Genomic DNA, 15,249 nt, shown 5'->3' with positions numbered 1-15,249 from the left:
AAGGACATTTACCCTTCCACTAAACAGAATTTAGAATAAGCTATTTTTGAGGACAGTGAAAGGAGGGATAAAATGACTAAGAAAAAAATTGAGTTTGATTTTGACTTAGGACTGGATCTTGAACTTGACTTAGAAACTGAAACAGAATTTGATTTTCATGAGAAGTTTACTGAGCTTTGTTTGAAAAAATTTCAAAAACGAAAAAACGATCATAACAAAGGCAAAATTGAAGAAAAAGATGAGTTGGATAAATCTGAAATTGATTGCCCAAATTTAAAACCGATTGAGCCCAAGTATCCTTTTGATGATAAAGAGGTAAAAAAGCCTGAATTTCCTATAGCTCCTAAACTACCAAGTAAACCCAAATGTAAGGATAAGGAGAAAAAAGAGAAAGATCTTAAAGACTTAAAATATCTGAAAAAGCTTAAGTATTTAAAAGATCTCGAAAAACTTGATGACTTAGATGATCTAAAACACCTCAAAAAACTTAAGCACTTAAAATCTGATAACGATTGTATTTGCAAAATGCTTAAAAAATTTGAGGGAAAACGTGTAACTCTTAGAACAAATTCGGGAGATACATTATCAGGAACAATCACAGAAATAAAAAAAGATGGCTGTGTTGTCTTATCTCAACCAGCAATGATCTCACCTGCACAACCAGCTTTAAAGACCATCATTAATTGTGAGAGAATTGAGAGTATCTCTAAGTTCGTTTAAGCATAACAAAGGGTCTGTTCCCACTCTAAGCGATCCCATATTAGACTTCACATCATCATTTAATATGTACGCTTTTGGGTACAGATCCTTACATTAAGAATTATATTCTACATATTTTTTGAAAGAATTCACCTTTACTAAGTGACTACAATGCTTTTTTAATCTGGCACTTGAAGCATCAGACGTATGATGCGCTAAATCCTCATATCGAATATACGCATAGTGATGCTTTGAACCTGAATACATTGAAATGTGATTTTCGTACCACCTTTGTTGAATGTCTAAATCCTCTCCTAAATTCACGTTTGAAAATGGAAAACGATGAAGTAATGTCTTCTCCATTATTAATGTACTCCCCATTAAAAAGAAAGGCTTGTGTATGTACATGTTTTCCTTCCCCTCATTAAGTACACCTATCGTGTGATCATCTTTATAATAAATATATACACTAGCTTTTCCTACTACCTTCGCTTTCGTTGCTGTAATCACGTCCGAAGCTTCTTGTAAATACTTAGGACTATAATAGTCATCGTCATCAAATTTAGCAATATATCTTTTCTTAGCTCGTTTAACTGCAAAATTTAAACTCTCACCTAAACTTACTTTTTCATCTAATTGATACACCCTTATTTGATCGTTACCATCTGTGACATTTTCATAATAGTGTAAATCTAATTCATTATTATTTAAAATGATTAGTAACTCTTTATCGTCAAAACGTTGTGAGTTAAAATTATTTAACACATTTTCCAAATGGTCCCCTCTTTTGGTACAGCACACTACAGTAAACATCGAGCATCTCCTCCTTTTAAAGATAAAAAAGAGAATGCAAGAAAGGTTCATTTTTGACCTTTTCAAACATCCTCACAACAATCTTACACTCCGGAACACTCTCATCTCTAGCTTATATAACAGTCAATTTTCCCCTCTGTAAACCTTTTAATCTATTTTTCTTTTATCATCGTAAGGACAGTCTCTAATAAGACATTTGCTCCTTGTTCACACTCTAGCCACGTTGTCTCTTCTTCCTCACAATGACTTTTCCCATTTTTACTTGGCGCAAATATCATAACTGATGGAATGATTCGATTCATAAATTGAGCATCATGTCCTGCACCACTGATCATCTTTTTATACGAATAACCTAATGTTTGAGTCGATTGTTCTACTAAACGCACTAATTCATTGTCAAACCATACTGTATCGCGTGCCCACATTTTCGTTAGTTTCACGTCACAGTCTCCTTGGTCAATGACCTTTTTTGCTTGCTCCGCAATTATGTTTTCAACTTCGTTTATAACACCTTCATCTTTATGTCTTGCTTCTAGAGAAAATACAACATTATTTGGGATGACTGTATGAATGTTCGGTTTAACATCTACACGTCCAACAGTAAAGACAAGCTCTTTATCTAACTTACTAAACTCAGGTCTAATAGATTGAAGAAAGTCATTCATCGCAAAGAGAGCATCTTTCCTCATTCCCATCGGGGTTGTTCCTGCATGATTTGATTCACCACTAATTTCTATTTCATAACAAACCATTCCCATGACCGCTTCTACTACGCCGATAGTTAGATTCTCACTTTCCAAAACTGGGCCTTGCTCAATGTGGAGCTCTAAGAAGCTGTGCCCTCTTCACAACGATTTCGAATATCTCCTGCATAATTAATCTCGTTTAATGCCTCTTCAAAAGTAACGCCATCTTTGTCTTGTTTTCTCATCATTACTTCCTTGTTGAACTTGCCCGAAATAACACCAGAGGCCATCATAGAAGGTTCAAATCTTGCTCCTTCTTCATTTGTAATATTAACAATGGTAATGGGAATGCGCGGTTTAATATTATGATCTACAAGCGTTCGAACCACTTCTAATCCTGCCAATACACCTAATACGCCGTCGAACCTACCACCTTTTTTTACGGTATCAAGGTGGGAGCCTATAACAATTGGTGGTTTATCTTCAACCCCAGGTAACGTAGCCCAAATAGAGCCCATATCATCTACTTTAACGTTCATTCCCAATTGATCGCAGCACTTACAAAAATAATCCCTAGCTAAACGGTCTTCTTCTGACAATGCAAGTCTTGTGACTCCATTGTTTGGTGTACGACCAAAGTTTGCAAAGGTTTCTAGTTCTTTTTTCAGACGTTCCCCATTTACAAGTAATTTTTGTGTTTGCATTTGATCACCCCTGTTAAATAATTACAATTATATTGTAAACATATCATAGAAATCAGCTTGTACGTTAGTATTTATTACATCATAAATAAAAAAAGAACTGCTTAAAAATAATCTCTTAAGCAGTTCCTTTGATTTACTTTAAATTAGCTGTTCACTTTTTCAAGACTAGCTTTCTCCCAATCTTCCAAAAACTTTGCAATACCACTGTCTGTTAACGGATGTTTAGTCATTTGCTCGATAACGCTGTAAGGCATTGTTCCGATATCTGCTCCTGCTAAAGTAGCTTGTTGTACATGCAACGGATGACGAATGGAAGCAGCAATAATTTCTGTTTTAATTTGATGTAAATCAAACATTGAACGAATCGTTTCAATTAATTCAATTCCATCATGACCAATGTCATCTAATCTTCCTAAAAACGGAGATACATAAGTTGCACCAGCACGGGCAGCTAGTAAAGCTTGGTTTGCAGAGAATATTAAAGTCACGTTTGTCTTGATATTTAACTCAGAAAAAGCCTTTACTGCCTTTAAACCTTCTGTTGTCATTGGTACTTTAACTGTTACATTTGGCGCGATCGCCGCTAACTCTCTTCCTTCAGCAATCATCTCTTCTGCCACTAAAGAAATAACTTCAGCACTTACTGATTCACCTGTAATTGTACAAATTTCTCTAATACGGTCTTTAAAATCGACTCCTTCTTTAGCAACTAAAGAAGGATTTGTTGTAACACCTGAAAGAATTCCTAAGTCATGTGCTTTTTGAATATCCACTACATTTGCTGTATCAATAAAAATTTTCATGTAATTATTCTCCTTTAAGTACGCTAAATGAATAGCTTGTTTTTGTTTGATAAACTTCACCTGGTGCCAATACTATTGTCGGAAATTCCGGATGATTAATGGCGTCAGGATGATGTTGAGTTTCAAGACATACTCCCAAATATTTTCTTGCCTGTACACCTCTAATGTTAAAGTTATCTCCCATCATATTAGATGTATATAAAACAACAGCTGGCTCATCTGTTTCAATGACTAATTTCCTGCCATTAGAAAAATCAATTAAGCTGATTTCCTCTTGATGATTAGCTGATAACAGAAGAGGATGATCATACCCTCCACCAACAAGTTTATTTTGTGGGTGTTCAGACGTTACACCGTCTTTTATTTTTCTTCCTAGTCTAAAATCAAAGGCTGTTGCTTCAACATCTAAAAGGTGCCCAGTTGGAATCAACGCATCACTTAATTCTACAAACTGATCACTTTTTAAAGTTAATTCATGATCAAGAATATCCGTTTTCAAATTCCCGCTCAGATTGAAATAGGAATGATTCGTAAGATTAAGTAGTGTCTTTTGATCAGTTGTCGCTTCATATGAAATCTGAAACGTATTATTGTTATTTAAACTATACGTAACGGTAAGGTTTACATTACCAGGATAACCTTCATCTCCATCAGGACTAACATGTGTAAAGATCAGTTTTACCTCATCAGCTGTTTCTTCCACAGTTGCATCCCAGATTACCTTGTCAAAGCCATGAAGACCTCCGTGAAGATGATTGTCCCCGTCGTTTTTCAGTAATTTATAGTTCTTTCCATCTAAATCAAATTCTGCTTGACCAATACGACCAGCTACTCGACCAACAATACAACCAAAAAATGGAGAGTGATTCTTATATTCTTCAACTGTGTCAAAGCCTAGCACTACATTTTCAATGTTTCCTGTCTGATCTGGTACATTAATTTCAGTTATCGTGCAGCCATAATCGATGCAACTTACTTGCATCCCATGATCATTTATTAGTCGATATGCGGTGACCGTATCACCGTTTAATTCACCGAAATTCTCTTTAGTAATGTTCATTATCTACTCCTTCCAAGCACTCTTTTAGACCTTATTCCTTATGAAAGAAAAAGATTAGTTCTTAGCTAAAGCAGCTTTCATTTTTGCGACTACATTTTCTACTGTGAAGCCATATTCACTTAAAATTTTATTACTTGGAGCTGAAGCACCAAACTGGTCAATTGCGATGATTTCACCTTGGTCTCCAGTATATTTATTCCAGCCTAGTGAAGATCCCATTTCAATCCCAACACGTGCTTTTACATGTGGTGGAATCACTTGTTGCTTGTATTCAACTGACTGTTTTTCAAAACGATCCCAGCTTGGCATACTAACTACAGAAACGGAAATTCCTTCTGACTCTAACTGTTTTTGTGCGTCAACTGCAAGTTCTACTTCCGATCCAGTTGCAAGTAGAACACCTTGTACTTCACCATTTGCTTCTGAGATGACATATGCACCTTTACTTACTCCTTCATAAGCAACTTCAGCTGATTTAGAGTTCGTCATTAAATCTTGGCGGCTCAAAACAAGCATTGTTGGTGTATCCTTGCTCTCAATAGCAACTTTCCAAGCAGCTACTGTCTCATTACCATCTGCTGGACGAATTACACTTACTCCTGGCATTGCACGGAAAGAAGCTAGCTGCTCAACTGGCTCATGAGTAGGACCATCTTCTCCAACCGCTACACTATCATGTGTGAAAACAAATGTTGCTGGCAAATTCATAAGTGCAGACAAACGAACAGCAGGACGTAAGTAATCAGAGAAAACAAAGAATGTTGCTCCAAATGGCTTTACTCCGCCGTGAAGGGCCATTCCGTTAACGATCGCCCCCATTGCAAATTCTCGAACACCATACCAAACATTACGGCCACTGTAATCAGCACGACTAAAGTTTGACTCTCCCTTTAGCATCGTTTTATTAGATGATGCAAGGTCAGCTGAACCTCCGAAAATAGAAGGAACATTTTTAGCAAAAGCGTTTAAAGCGTCTCCTCCAGAAGAACGGGTTGCTACTTTATCGACTCCAGCTTCATATGACGGCAAGTTTTGATCCCAATCAACAGGTAACTCTCCATTAATAGCTTTCGTTAATTGTTCTGCTAATTCAGGAAAAGCTTTTGTATACTTTTCAAGTAATTGCGTCCATTCTTGCTCATGTTTTAAACCTTCTTCTTTCACTTGAGCAAATAAAGAAGCAACCTCTGTTGGGACATGAAATTCTTCTGAATAAGACCAACCATAGTTTTCTTTTGTTAACTTAATTTCCTCTTGACCAAGTGGGGCACCATGAGAAGCAGATTTGCCACCTTTGTTTGGCGAACCATAACCAATTGTCGTCTTGACTTCAATTAAAGTTGGACGAGGGTCAGCTTTTGCAAGTTCAATCGCTTTGTTAATCTCAGTTAAATCATTTCCATCTTCTACTCTTAGGTAATGCCAGTTATAAGCTTTGAAGCGATTTTCTACACTTTCAGAGAAAGATAGATTCAAATCTCCATCTAGAGAGATATCGTTTGAATCATAAAGAACCACTAGACGACCTAATTGTAAATGTCCTGCTAATGAAGCAGCTTCAGCTGACACACCTTCCATTAAGTCACCATCACCACAAATGCTATACGTATAATGGTCAACTACATCAAACTGATCTTGGTTAAACTTGGCAGCCAAATGTCTTTCTGTCATCGCCATACCAACAGCCATTGCAAAACCTTGTCCAAGCGGTCCTGTAGTCGCATCTACACCTGGCGTGTGACCAAACTCAGGGTGCCCTGGTGTTTTACTGCCCCATTGACGGAAGTTTTTCAAGTCATCTAAACTAACATCATAACCTGTTAGATGAAGAATGCTATAAAGTAACATTGAACCATGACCAGCTGATAAAACGAAACGATCGCGATTAAACCAATTAGGGTTTGATGGATTATGCTTCATTTGTTGACCATAAAGGGAAAAAGCCATAGGTGCTGCCCCCATCGGCATTCCTGGATGACCTGAATTCGCTTTTTCAACGCTATCAATAGAAAGGGTACGAATTGTATTAACTGCTAACTGCTCAACCGTAAGTTGTTCGACTGACATATTAACTCCACTCCTTTTTTATGTAACACTGTTTAGTAAACTAAACAGTGCTGTTATCTACTAAGTGTATTTCTGACTTATCAATGTTTGCGGAATTGATTTAATCCTTCGTTTAGTTCTTTTGTTTGAACATATACTTGTTTATATAATTTGAATAGTTGTTGATATTTTTCTACGTTCTCTGGATTAGGAGAGTATGTTTGTGCTTGCTGAATAAACGTATCGGCACATTTTTCTAAAGACTCGTACCAACCACAACCATAAGCTGCTAAAATAGCAGCACCCACTGCTGGTCCTTGTTCACTCTTTAGCTTCACAATTGTCGCATTAAACACATCAGCTTGAATCTGAAGCCACGTTTCATTCTTTGCTCCACCACCGATTGAGATAATCGTATCAATTGTTTTGCCACTTTCTCTAAAGATATCAATAGACTCATTTAAAGAGAATGTAATGCCTTCAATAACTGCACGAGCAAAATCAATACGTTTATGAGACGCATCCATGCCAATAAAACTGCCACGGATCACAGCATCTGCATGCGGAGTTCGCTCACCAACGATATATGGAGTGAATAATAATCCATTAGCCCCAACCGGAACTTCATCTAAACCTGTTAATAATTGTTCAAAAGGCTCCTCTGCAGCAAATGTATCTTTAAACCAGCTTAGGCTATAGCCAGCTGCTAATGTAACACCCATTGTATAGTAAGCATTTTCTTCTCCATGGTTGAAATAATGTACTTTCCCACCAAAATCACGATCATTTCTTTCCTCATAAGAAAGAACAACCCCAGATGTACCAATGCTACATAGTGTTTTTCCTTCTGATAAGATACCTGATCCTATTGCTCCGCAAGCATTATCGGCTCCACCAGCAAATACTTTTGTCGTTAAAGCAAGTCCTGTTTTAGCGGCAAAATCTTCAGTAATATTCCCAACATGTGCATGTGATTCAACTAAGGGAGGACATAGCTCTGGATTAATTCCTACAACCTCACACAGTTCTGTGCTCCACTCTTTTGAACCTACATCCAATAATAGTGTACCTGCTGCGTCCGAATATTCCATGTGGACTGCCCCAGTCATCTCATAGCGCAAGTAATCTTTTGGTAGCATAAATACTTTAGACTTTGCTAAAATTTCTGACTCATTTTGCTTAACCCAAAGAAGTTTCGGTAAGGTAAAACCTTCTAATGCAGGATTTTTTGTGATTTCCAAAAGACGCTCTTCTCCAACTAAATCGTAAATTTGTTGGCATTGTTCCGTTGTTCTCGTATCATTCCATAAAATAGCATTACGTTGAACTTTAAATTCTTCATCTAGTAAAACTAATCCATGCATTTGACCTGAGAAACTAATTCCTTCAATCGACGCTACATCGCCATCAAATTGTTCTACTAATTCCTTAAGTGCTTCGGTTGTTTTTTCAACCCACTCATTTGGATCTTGTTCGCTATAACCTGATTTTTCTTGAATTAAAGGATATGATTTTGACACTTCCTTGCACACTTCACCTGATACATTCATCAATAATACCTTTACTGCACTTGTACCTAGGTCAACTCCAATTACATATTTCATTTATGGCTCCCCCTACAATTAATTCTTAAAAAAATGTGCTGAACACCCTTAAAGTATTTCAGCACATTTTTACATATGAAAGGTGTTAGTACCTTATAACTTTACTGTTGCGTAAGCCTCTAATAAGTATTTATTAACAGTAGCTTTAAGGAATTCTTGTCTACCAGACTTATTTTTGATCTCAGTTAAACCTAAAGCATGTTGCTCTAGCTTTTTGAAATCTGTTTTTCCTTCAACGATATCAAGACCAATCCCCTCTGTGTAGCTGCTGTAACGATCTGCAACGAAATTATCTAACACTTTGTCTTCGATCAGACGTTGTGCAACTTTCGTACCGATAGCAAATGCGTCCATACCAGCAATGTGAGCGTGGAAAAGATCATCTGTATCAAATGAACCACGTCTTACTTTTGCGTCAAAGTTCAAACCACCAGTTCCAAGACCGCCATTTTTAAGAATTTCATACATAGCTAAAGTTGTAGAGTAAAGATCTGTTGGGAATTCATCTGTATCCCATCCAAGTAATGTATCTCCTTGGTTAGCATCAACTGAACCTAACATACCGTTAATACGAGCTGTGCGTAATTCATGCTCGAATGTATGACCAGCTAATGTAGCGTGGTTAGCTTCAATGTTAAACTTGAACACATCTTGTAAGTCATATTTTTGTAAGAAAGCAAGACCAGTTGCTACGTCGAAATCGTATTGATGTTTAGTTGGCTCTTTTGGTTTTGGTTCAATTAAGAATTGAGCGTCAAATCCAATTTCCGTTGCATAGCTTTTCGCCATGTGGAAGAAACGTGCTAAGTTATCAAGTTCTAGACCCATATCTGTATTTAATAAAGTATCGTAACCTTCACGACCGCCCCAGAATACATAGTTTTCTGAACCAAGCTCTTTACCAACTTCTAGACCTTTTTTAACTTTTGCTGCAGCATAAGCAAAGACATCTGCATTTGGAGCAGTAGCAGCACCATGTAACCAACGTGGGTGTGTAAACATGTTTGCAGTATTCCAAAGTAATTTAACTTTACTTGTTTTCATGTACTCTTTGATCATTGCTACGATTACGTCAATGTTTTTGAATGTTTCACTTAAAGAATCTGCTTCAGGAGCCACATCAAAGTCATGGAAGCAGAAGTAAGGAACATCTAATTTCTCAAAGAATTCAAAAGACGCTTCAACGCGAGCTTTAGCTAAGTCCATTCCTGAAAGGTGGTTGTAAGGACGAACAGCTGTGCCTGCTCCAAAAGGATCGTTACCTTCTCCTGTGAATGTATGCCAATAAGAAACTGCGAAACGTAGATATTCCTCCATCGACTTTCCGTTGATTTGATCTGCTGGATTATAGTATTTAAACGCAAAAGGATTTGAAGAATTTGGACCTTCATATTTAATTTTAGAAACATTTTCAAAATAACTCATTTTTTTCAATCCCCCATCAATATAATTAATTTTTTCATACTTAGTAAATGTGTTATCGCTTTCAAATACGGAACAATAAAAATGATCTATCTTATGTTCTAGATTATTTTCTCTGTTCTTAATTTGATTATACCAAGCCAAACTTAGTTTGTCTATCGAATAAACAAAGTTTTTCATTTTTTATTTAAATGTGTTATAACTAGTTTAATAGGAAATAAAACGCGGTTTTATTTTTAACGTCTTACCCAGAGTACGCTGCCTTGCTATTAAAACAGTAGTATTCTGTTATAGGCAAATTAAATTATTCGAGGAGACTAATTCGATGTCATGGAATCAGCAGTTAGTTAAGGTAAATAATAAATCGCTTGTATTACAAACCATTATTAATCAAGGTCCTTTATCTCGTGCTGACATCTCTCAAGTACTTGGCTTAACAAAAGGGACTGTTTCTTCATTAGTAAATGAGTTGTTAGAGGAGTTTCTATGCTATGAGTCTGGGACGGGTAAATCTAGTGGTGGTAGACGCCCTGTTATGCTAGTTTTCAATGAAAGTTCTGGTTACTCAATAGGAATTGATCTTGGCGTTAATTATATTTTGGGTGTTTTAACCGATTTATCGGGTCAAATAGTTAATGAGAAAATGATCTCTGTCCATAGAACAACATACGAAGAAACAATAGCTATTATAGATGAAGTTATTCAATTTTTATGGAACGAAGCTCCTAATAGCCATTACGGAATTGTAGGTATTGGTATTGGTGTACCAGGCATTGTTAACAACAACGGAAGCATTTTACTTGCTCCCAATCTAGGTTGGAAGAATATTGACCTAAGAGAGAAAATGGAGGAAAAATATAACGTTCCCATCACTATAGAAAATGAAGCGAATGCTGGAGCATATGGTGAAAAAAGATTTGGTGCTGGAAAAGATTTTACTAATCTTGTTTACTTAAGTGCTGGAATTGGTTTAGGTGTTGGTTTAATCTTAAATGATGAATTGTACCGGGGAGTGAACGGTTTCTCTGGAGAAATGGGTCATATGATTATTAATGTGTTCGGAGATACGTGCAGTTGTGGTAGCAAAGGCTGCTGGGAATTGTACGCTTCAGAGCAAACTCTATTAAAGCAAGCTCAACAGATACTACCAGATACAAGAATTACATTAGAGTCTTTAATTGAGCAAGCAGATGAACACCCAGAGATTGCAGAGCTTTTTACTCAAATAGGTGAATATATTGGTTATGGAATTAATAATATTGTTAACTCCTTTAATCCAGAGCAAATTATTATTGGAAATCGTTTAGCTAAAGCAAAATCGTTGCTGGCAAAACCAATCCAAGACATTATTGAAAATCATTCTTTAAAACATAATCAATCAAATCTGCAAATTCATTTTTCTGATTTAAAGATATATTCTTCAGCTCTTGGTGTATCTGCCTACGCGATCGAAGGATTTTTAAAAGCAGATTTGAGTCAAGAGGAAAAACAGTAGCAAAAAGAACCCGATTACACGCGTAATCGGGTTCTTTTTTGACTAAGTTTCTAAAGCTCAACTTTAGTTAGAGTCAATGGACGTTTTCTAGATCATTGAGTGAATTCTTAATTCATCGAATTAATAACGAAACAAACCTTGTAACAATCTTAGTTACAAGATTTTCTTCGTTATTTTTTTTGGTCTAACATTTTTGAGATAGTATCCATGTTAATGTTATTTGAATCTTTTAAAAGGGTTTGAACAATTTGATCTTCCATTTCTTTTGAAACTTTTTTATTAGCAACGGCAGACACTTCTTGCACGACTCTTCTGATCGTGTTTTCATCTTGAAAGTTAGCATTTTGAAAAGAATTAGCCAATTTTAAGACATCCGTCATCTTAACGCCAGTTTTGTTTTCCATGTTTTGAAAAAAACCTTTACCAAACAAATTACATCCTCCTCTTTAGGTAGGTAGAGAATTGTTCCACGAAAAAGAACATGGAACAATTCCTACATGTCAGTCGATCAAATTAGTAGCCGTAGCCACCGTATGATGCGCCGATGATAATTAATAAGATGAACAATACAACAAGTAACGCAAAGCCACCTCCGTAAGCGTATCCAGACATGTAGAACACCTCCTTGATTCTGAGTAAATAGTAGTTAAATAAGCTACTATTCTTCCTTACTATATGCAAGTGATCCTCGACTTGTTTGGGCTTGTGTTTATTTATTTTTAAATTAGAGAATTGAGGATTTATATGTGTTATCAGCCTGTTCACTGCTTTATTTTAAACATAGACTATAAAAAAACTTCTGTAGGAGGTTTATCATGACTTTTGTTTATACAGCACTTGGGGATTCCTTAACAGTTGGAAAGGGAGACTTTTTTAGAGCTGGATTTGTTACTCATTATGCAAACCTAATAGAAAAGTCCATCCATCAAAAAGTATCCTTGAACATCCAAGCACAATCAGGTATTACCTCTAGCCAATTCATTCAAAAGCTGCAAAACAGAGAAACTAGAAGAGCGATTGCCGAAGCAGATTTTATCACGATAACTCTTGGGGGAAATGATCTTCTTCAGGCCTTACGTTTTCATGATCTTCATATGGTTGAAAAAAGTCTTAAATTGTTTTCACAGAATATGAGCTTTATTTTAAAGGAAATTCATAACATTAAATCATATGTAAGAAAAAGACATTGTTCAATTCAATTAATTGGACTATATAATCCCGTACCACAGCTACCTTATAGTCATTTTATTATTCAAAGATATAATCAAGCTTTACACGCATTTACGTCAACCCATGTCTCTTATGTTGATGTCTATAACGCTTTTCGACAACAACTGGCTAACCTACTTGCTACCGACGGACATCCTAATCATTTAGGGCATAAATTGATTGCTGAAACTGCATACAGGTCAGCCCTAACTTAGTAAACATCAAAAAACGCATGAAAGTTTTTACACTCCATGCGCTTTTTGGGGAAACCTTTATTACCACCAGAATCCTCTAGGTCGTTCTGCTTTATCTGTTGGTGCCTGCTGCTAGGTGGGCCGAATAATAGTAATGACCACGGGTCCACTTTTGGTTTCTTATCGTCCTTTATCGGGGGCTTTTTATCTTCAATTGGCTTCTTATCTACTGGTTTACAATCAACTGGTTTTTTGTCTTTTACTGGTTTACAGTCAGTAGGTTTTTTCTCAACAGGTTTACAGTCGATTGGTTTCTTATCCTCAATTGGGTCAAGAACTGGCTTTTTCACAACTGGTTTCTTCATTCCTGGGATTGTCTTGTCTCTTCCGATTGTTGGATTTCTATGCTCATACATCTAGCATTCTCCTTTCTTTTATACGATATACTAATAAGGTATGGAAAATGGCTAGAGTCGCTTGTGCGTATGTACAGGTTTTTATAAAATCATGACACGATCCAAGCTATGAAAAAACTTTTTAGAATGAAACGGTTTAGATTCAGCTTGTATGCTTAGTTCTAGAAATTCGTGGACGTTCATATTCACTTCTTCTTCTAGAGTGGTAATTCCAAGGACTGGTTCGTTCTCATATTCATTAATAAGCCAATCTGCTAAAACTCTAGGAGAACGAAGCACATTAAAAGAGGTAATAATATGATTGATTTCAATCGTTTCTAGTTTTCTTAATACTTGTTCAAGTGTGTGGAACATTTCAATGTCTGACTGTTTCCAACTTGATTTAAGCATTTCAAACAATTCTTTCATTATAACTAGTACTTCTTCATCGACTTGATCACGTAAAGGAAGCTGATCTAAAACAGTTGAAAAAGCTTCATCTCCAATCATAATCGTCTTGGAATCCATGTCAGAAATCGTAAAATAACCAATAAAAGCCGTCGGCAAGAAGATGTATTGCACAAACCCTGTAACCGCTTTAATATTTGGTAACAACAAACGAAAAGATTCATGTTGACCCGAGTATGAGTTAAGGATTTGTCCAAGAAATATCAAATTGTTTTGTTTATATATTTGGTTTTTTTCTGAAAACCAGTCATTACTTTGTTCCATTTCTCTTTTCCAATAATCAGGAAATTGATATTTACTCACAGGTTTGCACCTCACTTCTTGGTGATCTTATTCCACAAGGCTATTTTCGTATACTTTGTTGTTTATGAGTTACGTGTCCTCTACATATTCGTTGCATTACGCTCCATTTTACTTTGAGGAATTACTTACTTTAAATCAACACTCTTTACGAAAACAGTCTTTCATAAAAACAGACAGTCCCATTTCTCTCGTTAGGATCTGCCTTTTATTGAATATTAGCTTTAAGATTAGATTATTGTTTCCATATAAGCAATTATTATTCATAATTTTCTATTCTTATCATACTAAATTTTAACATTTCAAGCTAGCATAAATAATGAAGGTGAATATACCTTGCCGTCTTTTTTCCTACAACAGAAAAAAGCCTAAATTCCAAGGAATTTCAGGCTTGACGTTACTCATTAATCCAATCTTCTTCAACAAACTGCTTATTCATAAAAACTCCTGTTTCGTACCCTTCACTAGCAGCCCCCATTAGGCCAGTAAAACGTTTGGCCGCATCGCCAATAATAAACAGACCATCGACCTTTGTTGAGCCATGTTCCTTCGTCTCAAAACCATCCTGTGCATTTAGGTGGACTCCCAATTTTTCAGGAAGCATAGTTGCCTGCTTTGCTCCAGTATTAACAATAAATCCAGCTTTCCTGTTGATCGTTTCTCCATCTGTAAACACGAGTTGGTGCAAATCACGATCTTGAAACAACACTTCTTTAATAGGAGTTTCAACTAAGCGGACTTTTCGTTCTCTTAGCTCTTCTTTTTCTTTTTCAGTGAGTGAAGCCGGTCCATTAGTTGCGACAACTAAATCTCTACTCCAGTTATAGATTAAGCGGATGTAGTGAATGAGTTCTTTTTTGTTCCCAATTAGTGCAATAGGTTGATCTCGATGTTCATAAGCATCGCAATAAGGACACGAAAAAACTGATTTTCCATATACATCATCCAGACCAGGTATATCAGGTATATCCTCTTTTAAACCTGTCGCAAAGATCAATTTTCTACTGTAAATAATAGCACCTTCTCTTGTTGTCGTTTTAAAATGATCATCTACTTTCCAAACATCTTCAACTAAATCTTTAATAATTGATACTTTAGGATATTTTTTCATTTGCTCATGAGCTAACTCGCGCAGTTCAAATGGTTTTATCCCATCTCTCGTTAAAAATCCATGAGATTCATGGGTTACCTCATTACGCGGGTGACCGGCATCAATGACGACAACACTCCTAAGTGAGCGCCCAAGTACTAATGCTGCACTTAATCCACCTGGACCTCCACCAACCACGACAACATCAACTGTTCTTTGTTTCATCTTTCTCCTCCTTGTACAGGCAAAATAAAAAGGCAG

At 36.3% G+C, this 15,249-nt stretch carries 14 protein-coding genes and 1 pseudogene; 3 read left to right on the top strand and 12 right to left on the bottom strand.

Annotated features, from left to right (window positions below; genetic code table 11):
* The first annotated feature begins 72 nt into the window (after positions 1-72).
* Positions 73-720, top strand: a complete 648-nt coding sequence (locus JCM9157_RS08635) for a hypothetical protein (protein ID WP_035663909.1) — start codon at positions 73-75, stop codon at positions 718-720.
* Positions 721-813: 93 nt separating this feature from the next.
* On the opposite strand, the gene JCM9157_RS08630 is transcribed toward JCM9157_RS08635, so the two are convergent.
* From JCM9157_RS08630 to xylA, 7 genes and pseudogenes are all read right to left on the bottom strand, one after another.
* Positions 814-1,512 (bottom strand): glycosyltransferase family 2 protein, encoded by a 699-nt coding sequence (locus JCM9157_RS08630; protein WP_052013031.1) that lies wholly within the window; start codon positions 1,510-1,512, stop codon positions 814-816.
* A gap of 152 nt (positions 1,513-1,664) precedes the next feature.
* Positions 1,665-2,902 (bottom strand): annotated as a pseudogene (locus JCM9157_RS08625) (Zn-dependent hydrolase).
* Positions 2,903-3,045: 143 nt separating this feature from the next.
* Positions 3,046-3,705, bottom strand: coding sequence for a fructose-6-phosphate aldolase (gene fsa, locus JCM9157_RS08620; RefSeq protein ID WP_035663908.1), 660 nt, complete (start codon positions 3,703-3,705; stop codon positions 3,046-3,048).
* Between the two features lie 4 nt (positions 3,706-3,709).
* Positions 3,710-4,765: an aldose epimerase family protein gene (locus tag JCM9157_RS08615; RefSeq protein WP_035663906.1), complete on the bottom strand. Its 1,056-nt coding sequence runs from the start codon at positions 4,763-4,765 to the stop codon at positions 3,710-3,712.
* A 54-nt stretch (positions 4,766-4,819) separates the two neighbouring features.
* Complete coding sequence (tkt, locus tag JCM9157_RS08610; protein WP_035663904.1) at positions 4,820-6,832, bottom strand: transketolase; 2,013 nt, start codon at positions 6,830-6,832, stop codon at positions 4,820-4,822.
* 80 nt (positions 6,833-6,912) lie between these two features.
* Positions 6,913-8,415: a xylulokinase gene (xylB, locus tag JCM9157_RS08605; RefSeq protein WP_035663902.1), complete on the bottom strand. Its 1,503-nt coding sequence runs from the start codon at positions 8,413-8,415 to the stop codon at positions 6,913-6,915.
* Between the two features lie 93 nt (positions 8,416-8,508).
* Positions 8,509-9,840, bottom strand: a complete 1,332-nt coding sequence (gene xylA, locus JCM9157_RS08600) for a xylose isomerase (protein WP_035663900.1) — start codon at positions 9,838-9,840, stop codon at positions 8,509-8,511.
* Between the two features lie 322 nt (positions 9,841-10,162).
* Between xylA and JCM9157_RS08595 the strand changes: the two genes are divergently transcribed.
* Positions 10,163-11,332 (top strand): ROK family transcriptional regulator, encoded by a 1,170-nt coding sequence (locus JCM9157_RS08595; RefSeq protein ID WP_035663897.1) that lies wholly within the window; start codon positions 10,163-10,165, stop codon positions 11,330-11,332.
* A gap of 170 nt (positions 11,333-11,502) precedes the next feature.
* Here JCM9157_RS08595 and spoVIF read toward each other — a convergent pair whose 3' ends face one another.
* Positions 11,503-11,763: a sporulation-specific transcription regulator SpoVIF gene (gene spoVIF, locus JCM9157_RS08590; RefSeq protein WP_439644336.1), complete on the bottom strand. Its 261-nt coding sequence runs from the start codon at positions 11,761-11,763 to the stop codon at positions 11,503-11,505.
* Positions 11,764-11,845: 82 nt separating this feature from the next.
* Positions 11,846-11,944 carry a YjcZ family sporulation protein gene (locus JCM9157_RS23930; RefSeq protein ID WP_081734113.1) on the bottom strand — a complete coding sequence of 33 codons (99 nt, stop codon included), beginning with the start codon at positions 11,942-11,944 and terminating at the stop codon, positions 11,846-11,848.
* Positions 11,945-12,147: 203 nt separating this feature from the next.
* On the opposite strand from JCM9157_RS23930, the gene JCM9157_RS08585 reads away from it, so the two are divergent.
* Entirely contained in the window at positions 12,148-12,756 is a 609-nt protein-coding gene (locus JCM9157_RS08585) for a GDSL-type esterase/lipase family protein (RefSeq protein WP_035663896.1), read from the top strand.
* Here JCM9157_RS08585 and JCM9157_RS08580 read toward each other — a convergent pair.
* The 3 genes from JCM9157_RS08580 to JCM9157_RS08570 all read right to left on the bottom strand — a co-directional run bounded on the left by JCM9157_RS08580 (position 12,753) and on the right by JCM9157_RS08570 (position 15,213).
* A complete protein-coding gene (locus JCM9157_RS08580) occupies positions 12,753-13,151 on the bottom strand; it encodes a hypothetical protein (RefSeq protein ID WP_035663894.1) in 399 nt (132 codons plus the stop codon). The genes JCM9157_RS08585 and JCM9157_RS08580 overlap by 4 nt on opposite strands.
* Before the next feature lie 81 nt (positions 13,152-13,232).
* Positions 13,233-13,901, bottom strand: coding sequence for a hypothetical protein (locus JCM9157_RS08575; protein ID WP_035663893.1), 669 nt, complete (start codon positions 13,899-13,901; stop codon positions 13,233-13,235).
* A 394-nt stretch (positions 13,902-14,295) separates the two neighbouring features.
* On the bottom strand, positions 14,296-15,213 hold the full coding sequence (locus JCM9157_RS08570) for an NAD(P)/FAD-dependent oxidoreductase (RefSeq protein ID WP_035663891.1): 918 nt from the start codon (positions 15,211-15,213) through the stop codon (positions 14,296-14,298).
* Positions 15,214-15,249: the final 36 nt, after the last annotated feature.

Source organism: Halalkalibacter akibai JCM 9157, assembly GCF_000513135.1.
GTDB classification, from domain to species: Bacteria; Bacillota; Bacilli; order Bacillales; family Bacillaceae_D; genus Halalkalibacter; species Halalkalibacter akibai.
This window is presented reverse-complemented; position numbering and strand designations above follow the sequence as displayed.

Excerpts from the sequence above, each read along its gene's own strand:
- JCM9157_RS08595 (WP_035663897.1), top strand. The coding sequence starts at position 10,163 with ATGTCATGGAATCAGCAGTTAGTTAAGGTAAATAATAAATCGCTTGTA.
- tkt (WP_035663904.1), bottom strand. The coding sequence starts at position 6,832 with ATGTCAGTCGAACAACTTACGGTTGAGCAGTTAGCAGTTAATACAATT.
- xylB (WP_035663902.1), bottom strand. The coding sequence starts at position 8,415 with ATGAAATATGTAATTGGAGTTGACCTAGGTACAAGTGCAGTAAAGGTA.
- JCM9157_RS08615 (WP_035663906.1), bottom strand. The coding sequence starts at position 4,765 with ATGAACATTACTAAAGAGAATTTCGGTGAATTAAACGGTGATACGGTC.
- xylA (WP_035663900.1), bottom strand. The coding sequence starts at position 9,840 with ATGAGTTATTTTGAAAATGTTTCTAAAATTAAATATGAAGGTCCAAAT.
- JCM9157_RS23930 (WP_081734113.1), bottom strand. The coding sequence starts at position 11,944 with ATGTCTGGATACGCTTACGGAGGTGGCTTTGCGTTACTTGTTGTATTG.
- fsa (WP_035663908.1), bottom strand. The coding sequence starts at position 3,705 with ATGAAAATTTTTATTGATACAGCAAATGTAGTGGATATTCAAAAAGCA.
- JCM9157_RS08635 (WP_035663909.1), top strand. The coding sequence starts at position 73 with ATGACTAAGAAAAAAATTGAGTTTGATTTTGACTTAGGACTGGATCTT.
- JCM9157_RS08570 (WP_035663891.1), bottom strand. The coding sequence starts at position 15,213 with ATGAAACAAAGAACAGTTGATGTTGTCGTGGTTGGTGGAGGTCCAGGT.
- JCM9157_RS08585 (WP_035663896.1), top strand. The coding sequence starts at position 12,148 with ATGACTTTTGTTTATACAGCACTTGGGGATTCCTTAACAGTTGGAAAG.
- JCM9157_RS08630 (WP_052013031.1), bottom strand. The coding sequence starts at position 1,512 with ATGTTTACTGTAGTGTGCTGTACCAAAAGAGGGGACCATTTGGAAAAT.
- JCM9157_RS08580 (WP_035663894.1), bottom strand. The coding sequence starts at position 13,151 with ATGTATGAGCATAGAAATCCAACAATCGGAAGAGACAAGACAATCCCA.